This window comes from Pseudomonas lalkuanensis (assembly GCF_008807375.1).
Taxonomy (GTDB): Bacteria; Pseudomonadota; Gammaproteobacteria; order Pseudomonadales; family Pseudomonadaceae; genus Metapseudomonas; species Metapseudomonas lalkuanensis.
The window spans coordinates 1,812,380-1,827,806 of record NZ_CP043311.1; the positions used below are offsets into that span (position 1 = coordinate 1,812,380).

The 15,427-nt window shown below is 65.4% G+C and carries 18 protein-coding genes; 14 read left to right on the forward strand and 4 right to left on the reverse strand.

From position 1 onward, the window contains the following. The first annotated feature begins 276 nt into the window (after positions 1 to 276). Positions 277 to 714 carry a rhodanese-like domain-containing protein gene (locus FXN65_RS08540; RefSeq protein WP_151132651.1) on the forward strand — a complete coding sequence of 146 codons (438 nt, stop codon included), beginning with the start codon at positions 277 to 279 and terminating at the stop codon, positions 712 to 714. Here the strand turns inward: FXN65_RS08540 and FXN65_RS08545 are convergent. Both FXN65_RS08545 and fliK read right to left on the reverse strand, forming a co-directional pair. Next, entirely contained in the window at positions 695 to 1,024 is a 330-nt protein-coding gene (locus FXN65_RS08545) for an EscU/YscU/HrcU family type III secretion system export apparatus switch protein (protein ID WP_151132652.1), read from the reverse strand. The genes FXN65_RS08540 and FXN65_RS08545 overlap by 20 nt on opposite strands. Continuing rightward, positions 1,021 to 2,559 (reverse strand): flagellar hook-length control protein FliK, encoded by a 1,539-nt coding sequence (fliK, locus tag FXN65_RS08550; protein WP_151132653.1) that lies wholly within the window; start codon positions 2,557 to 2,559, stop codon positions 1,021 to 1,023. Before fliK ends, FXN65_RS08545 begins: the two co-directional genes overlap by 4 nt. 152 nt (positions 2,560 to 2,711) lie before the next feature. Between fliK and ccmA the strand changes: the two genes are divergently transcribed. The 11 genes from ccmA to FXN65_RS08605 all read left to right on the forward strand — a co-directional run bounded on the left by ccmA (position 2,712) and on the right by FXN65_RS08605 (position 11,011). After that, positions 2,712 to 3,347, forward strand: a complete 636-nt coding sequence (ccmA, locus tag FXN65_RS08555) for a cytochrome c biogenesis heme-transporting ATPase CcmA (RefSeq protein ID WP_151132654.1) — start codon at positions 2,712 to 2,714, stop codon at positions 3,345 to 3,347. Next, complete coding sequence (gene ccmB, locus FXN65_RS08560; protein ID WP_151132655.1) at positions 3,344 to 4,015, forward strand: heme exporter protein CcmB; 672 nt, start codon at positions 3,344 to 3,346, stop codon at positions 4,013 to 4,015. The genes ccmA and ccmB overlap by 4 nt, the downstream gene beginning before the upstream one ends. Positions 4,016 to 4,085: 70 nt before the next feature. Then, positions 4,086 to 4,838 carry a heme ABC transporter permease gene (locus tag FXN65_RS08565; protein WP_151132656.1) on the forward strand — a complete coding sequence of 251 codons (753 nt, stop codon included), beginning with the start codon at positions 4,086 to 4,088 and terminating at the stop codon, positions 4,836 to 4,838. Next, positions 4,838 to 5,014: a heme exporter protein CcmD gene (ccmD, locus tag FXN65_RS08570; RefSeq protein ID WP_151132657.1), complete on the forward strand. Its 177-nt coding sequence runs from the start codon at positions 4,838 to 4,840 to the stop codon at positions 5,012 to 5,014. Before FXN65_RS08565 ends, ccmD begins: the two co-directional genes overlap by 1 nt. Continuing rightward, on the forward strand, positions 5,011 to 5,457 hold the full coding sequence (gene ccmE / locus FXN65_RS08575; protein ID WP_151132658.1) for a cytochrome c maturation protein CcmE: 447 nt from the start codon (positions 5,011 to 5,013) through the stop codon (positions 5,455 to 5,457). Before ccmD ends, ccmE begins: the two co-directional genes overlap by 4 nt. 4 nt (positions 5,458 to 5,461) lie before the next feature. Then, on the forward strand, positions 5,462 to 7,435 hold the full coding sequence (locus FXN65_RS08580) for a heme lyase CcmF/NrfE family subunit (RefSeq protein ID WP_151132659.1): 1,974 nt from the start codon (positions 5,462 to 5,464) through the stop codon (positions 7,433 to 7,435). Then, complete coding sequence (locus FXN65_RS08585) at positions 7,432 to 7,968, forward strand: DsbE family thiol:disulfide interchange protein (RefSeq protein WP_151132660.1); 537 nt, start codon at positions 7,432 to 7,434, stop codon at positions 7,966 to 7,968. The genes FXN65_RS08580 and FXN65_RS08585 overlap by 4 nt, the downstream gene beginning before the upstream one ends. Then, positions 7,965 to 8,453 carry a cytochrome c-type biogenesis protein gene (locus tag FXN65_RS08590; RefSeq protein ID WP_151132661.1) on the forward strand — a complete coding sequence of 163 codons (489 nt, stop codon included), beginning with the start codon at positions 7,965 to 7,967 and terminating at the stop codon, positions 8,451 to 8,453. The genes FXN65_RS08585 and FXN65_RS08590 overlap by 4 nt, the downstream gene beginning before the upstream one ends. Next, positions 8,450 to 9,661, forward strand: a complete 1,212-nt coding sequence (ccmI, locus tag FXN65_RS08595; protein WP_151132662.1) for a c-type cytochrome biogenesis protein CcmI — start codon at positions 8,450 to 8,452, stop codon at positions 9,659 to 9,661. The genes FXN65_RS08590 and ccmI overlap by 4 nt, the downstream gene beginning before the upstream one ends. Then, the gene (locus tag FXN65_RS08600; protein WP_151132663.1) at positions 9,658 to 10,104 is read left to right on the forward strand and encodes a hypothetical protein; all 447 of its coding nucleotides are present in this window, start codon (positions 9,658 to 9,660) and stop codon (positions 10,102 to 10,104) included. The genes ccmI and FXN65_RS08600 overlap by 4 nt, the downstream gene beginning before the upstream one ends. Positions 10,105 to 10,462: 358 nt before the next feature. Continuing rightward, a complete protein-coding gene (locus FXN65_RS08605; RefSeq protein ID WP_151132664.1) occupies positions 10,463 to 11,011 on the forward strand; it encodes a DUF4124 domain-containing protein in 549 nt (182 codons plus the stop codon). Between the two features lie 35 nt (positions 11,012 to 11,046). Here FXN65_RS08605 and FXN65_RS08610 read toward each other — a convergent pair whose 3' ends face one another. After that, the gene (locus FXN65_RS08610) at positions 11,047 to 11,697 is read right to left on the reverse strand and encodes a hypothetical protein (protein ID WP_151132665.1); all 651 of its coding nucleotides are present in this window, start codon (positions 11,695 to 11,697) and stop codon (positions 11,047 to 11,049) included. A gap of 220 nt (positions 11,698 to 11,917) precedes the next feature. Then, positions 11,918 to 12,721 (reverse strand): helix-turn-helix transcriptional regulator, encoded by an 804-nt coding sequence (locus FXN65_RS08615; protein WP_151132666.1) that lies wholly within the window; start codon positions 12,719 to 12,721, stop codon positions 11,918 to 11,920. 204 nt (positions 12,722 to 12,925) lie between these two features. Here FXN65_RS08615 and FXN65_RS08620 point away from each other — a divergent pair, with 204 nt between their 5' ends. Together FXN65_RS08620 and FXN65_RS08625 are read left to right on the forward strand one after the other, a co-directional pair. Beyond that, a complete protein-coding gene (locus FXN65_RS08620) occupies positions 12,926 to 14,290 on the forward strand; it encodes an APC family permease (protein ID WP_151132667.1) in 1,365 nt (454 codons plus the stop codon). A 15-nt stretch (positions 14,291 to 14,305) separates the two neighbouring features. Beyond that, positions 14,306 to 15,406, forward strand: coding sequence for a DmpA family aminopeptidase (locus FXN65_RS08625; protein WP_151132668.1), 1,101 nt, complete (start codon positions 14,306 to 14,308; stop codon positions 15,404 to 15,406). The last annotated feature ends 21 nt before the right edge of the window (positions 15,407 to 15,427 follow it).

A 15,427-nucleotide genomic window follows, 5' to 3' on the forward strand; every position in this document is an offset into this window, starting at 1 on the left:
GTGCCCTTGAATTTGTCTCCTTCGATGGGGTCGGGTCATGCACGGCGACAATCGCATGACGTCAAAAATTATGGGTCCGCAGTGGCTGCTGTAAAAGGCCGCTCATCGGCTGGAGGCCGCTTGGGACGCGGGTTCCAGCTATTTCGGAGTTGTCTGGAAGTGGTTTAGCGCGGAGTGTTCTTAGCCCGTCGTCGGACCGCTCTGGATACACCGGGTCCGGGCATGCGGACTGACCTAAGCTTAAATTCCGGGGCTTCTCTCCGGGGAGGTCCGGCGATGCGTCTACTTCCGATTCTGTTCTTCTGCCTGGTGCCCTATCTGCAAGCCCAGGAGGCCCCCATGGAAGTAGAGGGCGCAATGACGGTGAACGTGCTGCAGGCACGTTACCTGTATGAACGCGGGGCAATTTTCATCGACGTGCGGCCCACACGCGAATGGACCTGGGGCCATATCCACGGTGCCTTGCACCTTGACCTGCTCGATCATTTCAATGACCTTGCCCAGCCGCAATGGCCGCGGCAGATGCCGCTGGTGATCTATTGCGACAGCGAAGTCTGCCTCCACGGCGCCCATGCGGTGAAAATGGCCGTGAGCTGGGGTTACCGGCAGGTCTTCTACTTCCGCGAAGGCTATTTCGCCTGGCAGTTGCTGGACTTCCCGCAAGGCAAGGGCCTGGAGGGCGAACGGCTGGTGTTCAGCCGCCCGGCCCCGTGAGCAGCGGCGGGGCCGGGGAGACGTCGCGTTCGGCGTCCGGGTCGAAGCCGGCCGGGCACTTGCCCTTGAGGTACCAGGCGAAGGCGATGATCTCCGCGATGGTGCGGTAGAGCGCTTCGGGAATGGCGTCGCCCAGTTCCAGCCGTGCCAGCAGGCGCACCAGTTCGGCGTTTTCGTAGATGGGCACTTCGTACTCGCGGGCGATGGCGAGGATGGCTTCGGCCAGTTCGTCGTCACCCTTGGCGGTCAGGTTGGGAGTGCTGGCGCCGTCGTAGGAGAGGGCGATGGCCTGACGGGGTTTCTTGCTCATGCGGTCTCGTCCACCCAGCGCTGTTCAAGTGATGTGCGTTGCCCGCGCGGTGGTTTGCCCTGGTTGCAGGCCAGCTCGCCGACGGTGAGACCGGCCGCCGTCAGGCGGTCGCGCAGGTTCGGCAGTTCGCGATCGATCAGTCCGGCGGTGTCGGCGCGCTCCGCCCAGAGCTGGCTGGACAGGCTGCCCTGGACCAGTTGCGCCTGGACCTGCAGCGGCCCCAGCGGCTCCAGGTCGAAGGCCAGTTCGATGCGCCAGAGGCTTTCCTTGCGCTCGCTCTTCTCCTGCTTTCCTTCCTGCTCCTGCTGGAGCTTGATCTGCAGCGGCACGATCTCCTGTTGATTGCGCATCGGCACTTCGAGTTGCCAGGTGGTCAGCAGGTTGCCTTCGGGCGTCACCTGGGTCTGGGCGAGGCTGGAGAGCTGGTGGGTCTGCAGCCGGGAGACCGCGGCCGCGGCCAGTTTGAGCAGGGTTTCCAGGTCGCCTTCTTCTTCGGCCGTCTGCGCCAGGCGCGAGGGCAGGGGGAAGCTGAGGGCCTGCTGGCGTGCGGTGGCCTGGCTGAGGGCGCCCAGGGCGCTGCGGATGAAGGCCGGCAGGGCCTGGGCCATGGCATTGCTGGTGCCGGTGGTGGGCAGGCTGGTGGGCGTCGGCAGGGCCGGTAGCAACTGGGCGATCAGGCGCAGCAGATTGGCCTTGAAGTCCTGGGGCAGGGCGCCGGCCTGGCCCGCCAGCAGGCGCGATTCCAGCAGCGCGCCGCAGTTCTCCAGGGCGGCGGCCAGGGCCTTGGAATCACCGAGCTGACGGATGTCGGGCAGGGCGCCGAGCAGCTTGTCCATGGCTGCGCGCAGGCTGTCCGGCAGGTTCTCACGGCTGGTGGACTGCAATGCACCGACCAGGGCATCGAGGGAGCCCTGGCGGTTCTGTTGTCCGGTCAGTTGCTGGGTGAGTTCGAGTTGATCGAGCTGTGATGCAAGAGGCAGGAACTGCAGCATCTGGCTGCCCTGCACCTGCGCGCTGAGCAGGCTGCCGATGGCCAGTGGGCGAGGGCTTTCGATGCTGAGCTGGCTACCGGCCAGCGGGGTATTGAGCACATTGACCAGCACCTTGTAGACCACCGCCTGGGCCTTGCCCTGGGCGGCCAGCTCGCTGGACACCACCTTGCCCTGGACCAGGGTTCCCACCGGCAACAGGTCGAGGTCGAGGCTGCCAAGGGCGCGTTCGCCGCCCTTGAGAGCCATGGTCAGGCGGGTATCGGACAGGGCGGTTACGCTGAGCAGGCTGCCCTGGACCAGCGGGCGCGGGCTGCTGGCCTCCAGGGTGGCCTGGCTGCCGTTGCCCAGGGTCAGCTTGAGCAGGACCTGGAAGCTCTGTGCCGTTTCCTTCAGCGCAATGACTTCGGCATCGGCGCTTTCCCCGGCAGAGAGCAGGCCGTCCAGTGGTTGCAGCAGCTTGAGCGCCATGTCCACGGGGTTCTGCGCGGGGCGGACGGCGGGCTGGGTCGGAGGGAGAGGGCGCGTACCGCTGATTTCGGTCATGGAAGGGGTTACAACCTGTCGAAAAAGCTCGCTTCGGGGGTGGGGGTTGGCATGTATAATGCCGCCCCGTCCGGGCCGGCTGCGAGCCTTGGAGTTCTCCAGTATAGCGGCCGGCACCTCCCTGACTTGAATACACCCCGGGTACCCATGCCGTGACCAGTCCCTATCTCGAGACCGTGGCCCTCGCCTGCGAGCGGGACTGGCGTCTGCTGTTCGAGCGGCTGGACCTGCAACTGGCCCGGGGCGAGATGCTCCAGGTGGCCGGGCCCAACGGTAGCGGCAAGACCAGCCTGCTGCGCCTGCTCTGCGGCCTGATGCAGCCCACCGCCGGGGAAGTCCGCCTGAACGGCAAGCCGTTGGCCAGCCAGCGCAGCGAACTGGCGCGCAATCTCCTGTGGATCGGCCATGCCGCTGGCATCAAGGGATTGCTGACCCCGGAGGAAAACCTGCGCTGGCTCTGTGCCCTGCACCAGCCCGCCGAACGCGACGCCATCTGGGAGGCGCTGGAAGCCGTGGGCCTGCGTGGCTTCGAAGACGTGCCCTGTCACACCCTGTCCGCTGGCCAGCAGCGCCGTGTCGCCCTGGCACGCCTGTACCTGGACGCGCCGCCCCTGTGGATTCTCGACGAACCCTTCACCGCCCTCGACAAGCAGGGTGTCGCCCAGCTTGAGGCGCATCTTGCGGCGCACTGCGAACAGGGCGGACTGGTGGTCTTCACCACCCACCACACCATGGGGCAGGTGCCCGCCGGATATCGCGAACTCGACCTGGGGCAACGCCGCGCATGAGTAATGTCTTCACCCTGCTGGTCGCCCGCGAAGCACGCCTGCTGGTGCGCCGTCCGGCGGAATTGGCCAACCCGCTGGTGTTCTTCGCCATAGTGGTCGCATTGTTCCCGCTGGCCGTCGGCCCCGAGACCCAATTGTTGCAAAGCCTTTCCCCCGGCCTGGTCTGGGTGGCGGCCCTGTTGGCCGTGCTGCTCTCGCTGGACGGGCTTTTCCGCAGTGATTTCGAGGACGGCTCCCTCGAACAGTGGGTCGTTTCGCCGCACCCCCTGCCGCTTCTGGTCCTGGCCAAGGTGCTGGCACACTGGCTTTTTTCCGGATTGGCCCTCGTATTGCTGGCGCCGTTGCTGGCGCTGATGCTCGGTTTGCCGGCGCGTTGCCTGCCGGTGCTGCTGCTCTCTCTGCTGCTCGGTACCCCGGTGTTGAGCCTGCTGGGCGCCGTCGGCGCCGCACTGACCGTGGGGCTCAAGCGCGGTGGCCTGCTGCTGGCGCTGCTGATCCTGCCGCTGTACATCCCGGTGCTGATTCTCGGCAGCGGGGCGTTGCAGGCGGCCCTGCAAGGACTGCCGACCGCCGGCCACCTGTTGTGGCTGGCGAGTCTCACCGCCCTGGCGGTGACCCTGACACCCTTTGCCATTGCCGCCGGCCTGACCATCAGCGTCGGTGAATAAGAAACAGAGTTGTCCTGATGAGAAAACTGCCGATGTCCGAACAGGCTCAAGCGCCGAGCAGGTGGCCCCGATGAACTGGACGTGGTTCCACAAGCTCGGGTCGCCGAAATGGTTCTACGGGATCAGCGGCCGCTGGCTGCCCTGGCTTGCCTGGGGCGCGGTGATCCTGATCGCCGTCGGCCTGGTCTGGGGCCTGGCCTTCGCGCCGCCGGACTACCAGCAGGGCAACAGCTTCCGCATCATCTACATCCACGTGCCGGCGGCTTTCCTCGCCCAGTCCTGCTACATCATGCTCGCCGTGTGCGGGGTGGTCGGCCTGGTCTGGAAGATGAAAATCGCCGACGTCGCCCTGCAGGCCGCTGCGCCCATCGGCGCCTGGATGACCTTCGTGGCGCTGGTCACAGGCGCCATCTGGGGCAAGCCGACCTGGGGCGCCTGGTGGGTGTGGGATGCCCGACTGACGTCGATGCTCATCCTCCTTTTCCTGTACTTCGGTGTGATTGCCCTCGGCCAGGCGATCAGCAATCGTGACAGCGCCGCCAAGGCCTGTGCGGTGCTGGCCATAGTCGGGGTGATCAACATCCCGATCATCAAGTACTCGGTAGAGTGGTGGAACACCCTGCACCAGCCGGCCACCTTCAAGATCACCGAGAAACCGGCCATGCCGCCGGAAATGTGGGTGCCGCTGCTGATCATGGTGCTCGGCTTCTACTGCTTCTTCGGCGCCGTGACGCTGATGCGCATGCGCCTGGAAGTGCTCAAGCGCGAGTCCCGCGCCAGCTGGGCCAAGGCCGAGATTCAGGCACAAGTGGGTAAGGTCTGATGAGTTTTTCTTCCTTCACCGATTTTCTCGCCATGGGCAACCATGGCCTGTATGTCTGGACCGCCTATGGCATCAGCCTGGTGGTTCTGGCCATCAACGTCGCCATGCCGCTGATCGCGCGGCGCCGTTACCTGCAAGACGAGGCGCGCCGTCTGCGCCGGGAGGAGTCGAAGTGAATCCGGTTCGCAAGAAGCGCCTGTACATCATCCTGGCCATCCTGGCCGGTGTGGGAGTCGCGGTGGCGCTGGCGTTGTCCGCGCTGCAGCAGAACATCAACCTGTTCTACACCCCCACCCAGATCGCCAACGGCGAAGCCCCCCAGGACACCCGCATCCGCGCCGGTGGCATGGTGGAGAAGGGCTCGGTGCAGCGCAGCGGCAATTCGCTGGACGTGCAGTTCGTGGTGACCGACTTCGCCAAGAGCGTGACCATTCGCTATCACGGCATCCTTCCCGACCTGTTCCGCGAAGGGCAGGGCATCGTCGCCCTCGGCAAGCTGAATGGCGACGGCGTGCTGGTGGCTGACGAAGTGCTGGCCAAGCACGACGAGAACTACATGCCGCCGGAAGTGACCAAGGCCCTCAAGGAAAGCGGCCAGCTCCCCAAGAAAGAGGGTTGATTCGATGATTCCCGAACTCGGCCACCTGGCCCTGATTCTTGCCTTGTGCATGGCCGTCGTGCAGGCGACCTTGCCGCTGATCGGCGCCTGGCGCGGTGATCGCCAGTGGATGAGCCTGGCCCAGCCGGCCGCCTGGGGGCAGTTCGCCTTCCTGGCCTTCGCCTTCGGCTGCCTGACCTACGCCTTCATGGCGGACGATTTCTCCGTCGCCTATGTGGCCAGCAACTCCAACAGTGCGCTGCCCTGGTACTACAAGTTCAGCGCCGTGTGGGGCGCCCACGAGGGTTCGCTGCTGCTCTGGGCGCTGATCCTCGGCGGCTGGACCTTCGCCGTGTCGATCTTCTCCCGGCAGTTGCCGGAAGTGATGCTGGCCCGAGTGCTGGCCGTGATGGGCATGATCAGCATCGGCTTCCTGCTGTTTCTGATCATCACCTCCAACCCGTTCAACCGCCTGCTGCCGAACATGCCGGCCGACGGCAACGACCTCAACCCGCTGCTGCAGGACTTCGGCCTGATCGTCCACCCGCCGATGCTCTACATGGGCTACGTGGGCTTCTCGGTGGCCTTCGCCTTCGCCATCGCCGCACTGCTCGGCGGCCGCCTCGACGCCGCCTGGGCGCGCTGGTCGCGGCCGTGGACCATCATCGCCTGGGCCTTCCTCAGCGTCGGCATCGTGCTCGGCTCGTGGTGGGCCTATTACGAACTTGGCTGGGGCGGCTGGTGGTTCTGGGACCCGGTGGAAAACGCTTCCTTCATGCCCTGGCTGGTCGGTACCGCGCTGATCCACTCCCTGGCGGTGACCGAGAAGCGCGGCGTGTTCAAGAGCTGGACCGTGCTGCTGGCCATCGCGGCCTTTTCCCTGAGCCTGCTGGGTACCTTCCTGGTCCGTTCCGGCGTACTGACGTCGGTGCACGCTTTCGCTTCCGATCCGGAGCGCGGCGTGTTCATCCTGGCTTTCCTGCTGCTGGTGGTGGGCGGTTCCCTGGCGCTGTTCGCCGTGCGTGCACCGGTGGTCAAGAGCCAGGTGGGCTTCGCCCTCTGGTCCCGCGAGACCCTGCTGCTGGTGAACAACCTGGTGCTGGTGGTGGCGGCCTCGATGATCCTGCTGGGCACCCTCTACCCGCTGGTGCTGGATGCCTTGTCCGGCGCCAAGCTGTCGGTCGGCCCGCCGTACTTCAACGCCCTGTTCCTGCCATTGATGGCCGTGCTGATGCTGGCCCTGGCCGTCGGCGTGCTGGTGCGCTGGAAGGACACGCCGCTGAAGTGGCTGCTGGGCATGCTCGGCCCGGTCCTGATCGGCAGCCTCCTGCTCGGCGGCCTGGCCACCTTCCTCTTCGGCGACTTCCACTGGGCCGTGCTGGCCGTGGGGGCCCTGTCCGCCTGGGTGGTGCTGGCCGGTGTCCGCGACTTCATCGACAAGACCCGTCACAAGGGCATGCTCAAGGGCGCCGCTGGCCTGACCCGCAGCTACTGGGGCATGCAGCTGGCCCACGCCGGTATCGCCGTCTGCGCCCTGGGCGTGGTGCTTTCCAGCCAGTACAGCGCCGAGCGTGACCTGCGCCTGGCGCCGGGTGAGTCGGTTGAACTGGGGGGCTACCGCTTCCTCTTCGAAGGCGCGGTGCACCATGAGGGCCCGAACTTCACCTCCGACAAGGGCACGCTGATCGTCTTCGACGGCGACAAGCAGATCTCTGTGCTGCATCCGGAAAAGCGCCTTTACACCGTGCAGCAATCCGTGATGACCGAGGCCGGTATCCAGGCCGGTTTCACTCGCGACCTCTACGTCGCCCTCGGAGAGCCGCTGGACAACGGTGCCTGGGCCGTACGCGTACACGTAAAACCCTTCGTCCGCTGGATCTGGTTCGGCGGCCTGCTGATGGGCCTCGGCGGCCTGCTGGCGGCCTTCGACCGGCGCTACCGGGTGAAGGTTAAGACCCGCGTCCGCGAGGCGCTGGGCATGGCTGGAGCCCAAGCATGAAGCGTCTGATCCTCGTCCTGCCCCTGGTGGGCTTCCTCGCCATCGCGGTGTTCCTCTACCGCGGGCTGTTCCTCGATCCGGCGGAGTTGCCCTCGGCGCTGATCGGCAAGCCGTTCCCAGCCTTCTCGCTGCCCAACGTCACCGGCGAGCGCACCCTCACCGAGGCCGACCTCAAGGGCAAGCCCGCGCTGGTCAACGTCTGGGGCACCTGGTGCGTGTCCTGCCGTGTCGAGCACCCGGTGCTGAACAAGCTGTCGCAGATGGGCGTGACCATCTACGGCGTCAACTACAAGGACGACAACGCCGCCGCGCTGAAATGGCTGAAGGAGTTCCACAACCCCTACCAGCTGGACATCCGCGACGAGCAGGGCAGCCTCGGTCTGAACCTGGGCGTCTACGGCGCACCGGAGACCTTCCTGATCGACAAGGACGGCATCATCCGCCACAAGTTCGTCGGCGTGATCGACGACACCGTCTGGCGCGAGCAGCTGGCGCCGTTGTACCAGTCGCTGGTGGATGAGGCCGGCAAATGAAGCGCCTGATCGCCGCCGCGTTGCTGGGCCTGGCCCTGACCGGCATCGCCCGCGCCGCCATCGATACCTACGAGTTCAAGGACGAGGCCGAGCGCGAGCGCTTCCGCGTCCTGACCGAGGAACTGCGCTGCCCGAAGTGCCAGAACCAGAACATCGCCGACTCCAACGCACCCATTGCCACCGACCTGCGCCGGGAAATCTTCCGCATGCTGGAAGAGGGCAAGAGCAACGACGAGATCGTCGACTTCCTGGTGGCCCGCTATGGCGATTTCGTGCGTTACAAGCCGCCGGTCAACGCCCGCACGCTGCTGCTCTGGTACGGCCCTGCGGGCCTGCTGGTGGGCGGCCTGGTGGTGCTGGGCATCATCGTCGTGCGTCGCCGCCGGGTCGAGAACAGTCCGGCCCAGGTACTGCTATCCGCCGATGAGCAGGCGCGCCTCGACGCCCTGCTGAACTCCGAGAACCAGGACAAGAAAGACTCATGATCGATTTCTGGCTCGCCGCCGGCCTGCTCCTGCTGGTCGCCCTGGCCTTCCTGCTGATCCCCGTGCTGCGTGGCCGCAAGGCCCAGACCGAGGAAGACCGTACCTCCCTCAACGTCGCCCTCTATCAGGAGCGCCTGGACGAGCTGGAAAGCCAGCGTGCCGCCGGCACCCTCACCGCCGAGCAGTTCGATGCCGGCCGCGCCGAGGCTGCCCGTGAACTGCTGGCCGATACCGAGGGCGCCGACAATGGTCGTACCTCGCGCCTGGGCAAGGCCCTGCCGCTGCTGGCCGCCATCATCGTGCCGGCGCTGGGTTTCGGCCTTTACCTGCACTGGGGCGCCAGCGACAAGGTGGAACTGGCACGCGAACTGCGCGAGCAACCGCGCAGCATCGAGGAAATGACCTCGCGCCTCGAGCGTGTGGTCGAGGCACAGCCGGAATCCGCCGAGGGCTGGTACTTCCTTGGGCGTACCTACATGGCCCAGGACCGTGCCGCCGACGCCGCCCGCGCCTATGAACAGGCGGTCAAGCGTGGTGGCCGCGAGCCCGAATTGCTGGGCCAGTGGGCACAGGCGCTGTACTTCGCCAGCCAGAAGAAACTGACCCCCGAGGTCAAGGCCCTGACCGAGGAAGCGCTGAAAGCCGACCCCAACGAAATCACCAGCCTTGGCCTGTTGGGCATCGCCGGCTTCGAGGAAGGCCGCTACCAGGATGCGATCACCTATTGGGAGCGCCTGATCGGCCAGCTACCGGTGGATGATCCTTCCCGTGGCGCCCTGCAGGGTGGGATCGACAAGGCCCGCGAGAAGCTCAAGGAAAGTGGTGTGGCGGTCGAAGAACCCAAGGCCGCCCCTGCACCGGCCGGTGCCCAGCTCAAGGTCCGGGTGGACCTGGCTGCGGACCTGAAAGACAAGGTGCAGCCTGACGACAGCGTATTCATCTTCGCCCGCGCCACCTCCGGCCCGCCCATGCCGCTGGCGGTCAAGCGCATGACCGTCGCCGACCTGCCGGTGGAAGTCAGCCTGAGCGACGCGGACGCCATGATGCCGCAACTCAAGCTCTCCAACTTCCCGCAGGTGCAGCTGGTCGCCCGGATCTCACGTAGTGGCAATGCGACCGCAGGCGAATGGATAGGAAGCAGTTCGCCGCTGTCTACTGGTTCGTCGGATACCCAACGACTGACCATCGACAGCCCGGACAAGAAATGACAGCCCACACCGCACTCCCGGCAGCGCCGAGCACCCGCTTCGGCCTGCCCCTGATCTGCCTCCTCCTGACCCTGGCCGGCTGTGCCGGCCAGGGTCCGTACCAGGAACCCGGTGAACCGGACTGGGAACCTTCCCGCAAGCCGCCAGCGGTCCAGACCCCGCCGCCGCAGAATCGCCCGATGCCGCCAGCCGAGCCGCAACCACCCAAGCAGGCTCCGCGCATGAAGGCCCACCCGCGCTTTGCGCCGCCGCCGGGCGGCAACTGCTACTGGGACACCGGCCTCGGTGTCTATGTGCTCGAGGGCCAGCGCAATGTCTTCTACCGCGAGCGCGTCTACTACCGCTGGGACAACGGCTGGAGCTATTCCAACAGTCCCCAGGGGCCCTGGCAGCCTACAGATTCCAGCGGCGTTCCAGCCGGCCTGGGACGGCATTTCCGCTGATGCTTCCATGACGGGGCGGGCCTGCGGCCCGCTTCGCGAGTAAAGATCCACGTTCGTAGACGTGGACTTTCAGTGGCCCCGAGCACAAAGCCGTCCTCTTCAGCTCGGTGTGGATCGTAGGGTGTGCTGCGCGCACCGATTCCGGGATCAATTCCGCCCCCCTTCAAGAAGCGCGGCACACCCTACTGGATCGGCTTCATCCGGTTGACCCGGGGATTCGAAGCGTCATAGGCAGAGCCGGCGACTCTTGATCAGGTCCTCAGGAGGCGGTTTCCCAAATTCAATTGGAATGCCTCCGGTTGCCCCTGCCGTTGGCCTTCTGTAACGTGCTGGCATTCCGCTATCTCGGAGGTCACGGATGCTGCCCCGTTTCGCGTTTGCCGCTCTTGCGTTGCTGTTGTCCCAGTCCCTTGCCGCCCAGGTCTACCAATGGCGCGATGCCGATGGGAAGGTGCATTTCACCGACACGCCACCGCCACAGAGCCACGCGGTGGAGAGCGATCATCAGCGGGTCGAGAGCCTCACTGCCGCACCGCTTGCGCAGCCCGAGGCCATGGCGGAAGCCCCGTCGCAGGTGCCTGCGTCCAACACCAGCCAGCTCCACGAGAAGGGCACGCAGCAGTGCTCCGCCGCCATCGTGCGCATGCCTACGCTGATAAACGACACGCAGAAGCTCGGTCGCGATGCGGTGCGCAAGCAGAAGATCAGCCAGGACCAGCTCGACAAGGCCATGTACAAGATGGACGACTTCTACAAGGGCCTGAAGCGTAACGAGCGCGAGTGCGTGAGCGATTACGTGGCCAGCGAGAAGAGCCGGACGTCCATCGATTGCCTGGCCGACACGCCCGACGTGCTGACCTTCGGCCAATGCATGCAATTTGCCGAGTGGGCGGAGACGTTCCGATAGTTGCCGGGGCGCATGAGCGCCCCAAGGCGAGAGAGTTACTGGTGGTCGGGGAGGGAGGTGGTGATGGTTTCTGCCCGGCTGCGCTTGCGGGCCAGCGCGACCAGTAAACGCATGGCTCCGTAGCCGGCGATGATCAGCAGCGGATAGGCCGCCATCAGTTCGGCCAGGCTGTACTTCCAGGCCAGTGGCCGTCCCACGCCGAGCAACGCGGCGTAGAACCAGGACACCGCCGAAACCGTGCCGGCGAACATTGTCAGGCTGCGCATCGCGGGCTGCAGCGCCAGCAGCGAGCCTGCACGTGCCAGGGCGGGCAGTACGGCGCGATGCAGCAGCATGCCATTGAGGGTCAGCAGTGCAACGATCATGACCTTGGCCTGCAACTTGGGATTGAGCAGGTAGGTCCAGCCTTTCACGGACATGTCCAGCAGGATGATGGCGGCGCCCGTCACCCAGAGCACCAGCAGGGCCAGGGAAATGGTGCGTTGCAGGGATTCCAGGTGGGACGGCCGGCAATGTGCCGAGTCGTCGCCTCGCAGCAGTTGTCTGGCCATGGCGAGGTCGCTGGTGACCACCAGGCCAACTGCCACGCAGCATGCGATCAGGTGCATGTAGACGATCGCCAGGCGAACCAGTTCGAGGTTGGCCTCCTGCTTCAGCAGAGCAGTGACCAGGTGAAAGAATTCCATGCTTTGTCTCTTGTTCTATGAAATCGCCATCCCCGTCCCGCGTCGGAAGAAACGCGGGTTGCTGCGGCTCAGAACCGAGAATCATTACCGCAGGGGCGGCGATGTTATTTGTAAATAATTATTAGGGTCAAATGAATATCGGATGACGATCGTTCCAATTTGTGCTGGCGGGGGAAGGCGGGCGCTGGCCTCGGCGCCCGTGGGGAAAGGCGCCAGTGGATCAGGGATTCTGCGGATCGTGGCCAAGGGCCTGGATGAACAGCGAGAACAGCTCCGGCTGGGACGAGATGTCCAGCTTGGCGTAAAGATGGCGGCGATGGACCTTCACCGTTTCCGGTGAGATGGCCAGCCGCTCGGCCATCGCCTTGGAGGAGTAGCCCCGCAGGATCAGCCGGGCGATTTCCAGTTCCCGCTCCGACAACACGCCCGCGCCGAAATGGCTCAGGGCGTCGCGCACCTGCGAGGCCATGTCATTCCGGCGTGGTGATTGCGACACCTGCATGCACCGCTGCCAGTGCTGCCCCATCAGCGCCAGCACCCAGCTCGACAGCAACCCCAGCATCCCGCACTCCTCGGTGGCGAAGCGCCGGCGCATCCCCAGCGACAGCGACAGGTTGCCCAGGCCTGGCAACTGGTGGATGAACTGCACTTCGTCTTCCAGCACGTTGTCGTGGAAGTAGCTCAGGTAGTACTCGCTCTGGCGAAAGTGATCCGGGGCGATCTCTTCCAGCCGGTAGAAGCCGCTGGGCAAGCCTTCGCGGCAGGCCTGGTAGAAGGGATCGAGCAGGTAGAGGCCATCCAGGTAGATGGGCATGGACGCCGGGCCGGCCTGGGGTTCCGTGTCGAACTCCTCCAGGGGCTGTGGCGCGCCGCCGGTGGGGTAGAAGGTGGCCAGGGCATTGTCGAACGGCAGGCAGTGGTGCAGCAGCAGGATCAGCTGCTTCCAGAAGCGGTCGGCGCCGATCTGCTCGATGGCTCGACCCAGGCTGGCATGCAGGGCCGCTTCCCTGAACAGGCTGTCCATCCGGTTCTCCGATTTCGTGGGGCAGGGGGACCCAAGCTTGGCTGATCCGGGGCGGTCATCGTCAAGTGGCGTACTCCAATAGGGTGATTGGCGCTGCGTGGCGCTCTGCCGAGAATCGCCCCACAACCACAGCGTCCCCAAGAGGCGACACACGTCGCCGTTTCCTACTGCCTCAACTGCCAATAACAACCAGAGGATCAGGATATGACCGCTTCCACCCCGGAGAATGGGGTGCTCAAGCCCAGGCTGAGCACCGCCGATGTCGTCGCCATCACGGTTTCCAGCGTTACCCCCGCCAGCTCGGTTTTCGTCATCGCCCCCTTTGCCATCCAGCAGGCCGGCAGTGGCGCGTTCCTGTCGTTCGTGCTGGCTGCCTTGCTGGCCCTGATGTTTGCCTGGTGCTACGCGGAACTGGGGCGTGCCCACAAGTCCGCTGGTGGCGAGTACGTCTATGCCAAGCGCGTGTTCGGCGGCATGGCGGGCTACGCGACTTTCCTCATGGTGCTGGCGATGCTGTTGTTCATTCCGCCGGTGCTGGCCACGGGAGCGGCGACCTACCTGAACGTCGCCCTCGGAACCGATCTCGACTCACAGCACGTGGCCCTGCTGGTCGTGGCGGCCAGCTATCTGCTGGGGATCCTCAATATCAAGCTCAATGCCTGGGTCACCGGGGCCTGCTTGCTGCTGGAAGTGGCGGCCTTGCTGGTCATAGTCGCGCTGGGCTTCGGCAATGCAACGCAGCCCGCCAGCGTGCTGCTGCATCCGCAGAGCGTGGAGAACGGCGTGATGGGGGTTGCCCCGATGGCGCTGGTACTGGGGGCCGTCGGCACGGCTCTGTTTTCCTACAACGGTTTCGGTGGCGCGGTGCTCATGGCCGAGGACATGAAGTGCGGCGGTCGTGGCGTTCCCCGGGCGGTTCTCTGGTCATTGCTGCTGGTGGTGGCCATCGAGCTGATTCCGCTGACCGCCATTCTCATCGGCGCACCCTCGCTCCAGGCGATGATCGCCAGTCCCGACCCCATCGGTTACCTGCTGTCGAGCCACGGCAACGAGACGCTGTCCCGACTGGTCAGCGCCGGTATTTTCCTCTCGGTGTTCAACGCCATCATCGCCATCGTCATCCAGATCGGCCGCGTGATCTTCAGCAGCGGCCGCGACGAGCTGTGGATGCCGGCCCTGAACCGTGCCTTCACCCGTATCCACCCCCGCTGGGAGTCGCCATGGCTGGCCACGCTGTTCCTGGCGATCCCCTCGGCGCTTCTCAGCTTCAGTTCCAACCTTGCGGAAATGACGTCCTTCACCGTGCTGCTGATTCTCATGGTCTATCTGATCATTGCCCTCTGCGCGCTGTTCAGCCGCGCGCTGCGGCGCGACGTGGAGCACAGCTACCGCATGCCGCTCTGGCCGTTACCCGCCGTGCTCGCGGTCACCGGTGCGGGCTATCTGCTGCTCAACCTCGTATTGGAAGCCTCCCTGCAGGACCTTTCGATCATCTTCGGGCTACTGGCCGTATCGATCCTTCTCTACGGTATCTACGGCAAGCTCAGCCCTGCCTTCCAGAAACTCTGAGTCACAGGAGTCGCCATGCGCGCGCGTCAACTTGGTATCAGCATCGGACTCGGTACGCCGGGTGAGTTCAACGCCATCACGGATGTGCCGGGGGTTCGGGTCGGGCACAGCACGATCTGCGAGGGGCGTGACGGAAAGCCGGTCCGCACCGGTGTGACGGTGGTGCAGCCCCGGGACGGTTCGGCGCGCGAGCAGCCCTGCTTCGCCGGCTGTCACGTACTCAACGGGAATGGTGATGCCACCGGACTGGAATGGATCCGCGAGGCGGGTCTGTTGACCACGCCCATCGCCATCACCAATACCCACAGCGTCGGCGTGGTGCGCGATGCGCTGGTAGCGGCGGAAAGGGACGACGCCGGAGATTCGGTCTACTGGTGCATGCCGGTGGTGATGGAGACCTTTGACGGTCTGTTGAATGACATCTGGGGTCAGCACGTCGGTGCGGCCCAGGTGCAGGCGGCGCTGGCCGAAGCTGGCACAGGCCCGGTGGCCGAGGGGCCGGTTGGTGGCGGAACCGGCATGATCTGCCATGAGTTCAAGGGCGGCATCGGCACCTCGTCGCGGCAGTTGGCGGCGGAGCAGGGCGGCTGGACGGTGGGCGCCCTGGTCCAGGCCAACCACGGCGTGCGTCGTGAGCTGCGTGTGGACGGCTACCCGGTGGGGCGGCTGTTGCAGGGGATCGAGTCGCCCTTCGCCGAGCGCGACACCCCCGGCATGGGCTCCATCGTGGTGATCCTCGCCACCGACGCGCCACTGTTGCCGCACCAGTGCCAGCGCCTGGCCCAGCGCGCCTCCATCGGCATCGCCCGCACCGGCGGTGGCACGGAGGACTCCAGCGGCGACATCTTCCTGGCCTTTGCCACCGGAAACCGGGACTTGCCGCCGGCGGACTACGCGCGCAAGGACCTGCCCTTCAGCACGCCACTCGCCATGGTCAACAACGATCACATCTCGCCGTTGTTCGCGGCAGCCGCGGAAGCGGTGGAGGAAGCCATCGTCAATGCGTTGCTGGCCGGGTATGAGATGACCTGTGCCGATGGCCGAAAAGTGCCGGCGATGAGCGGGGATCTGCTGCTGGAGGCATTGAAAGGCCTGGGATGGAAACCTGCCCGCTGATGCGGGCAGGTCAGGGAGCGA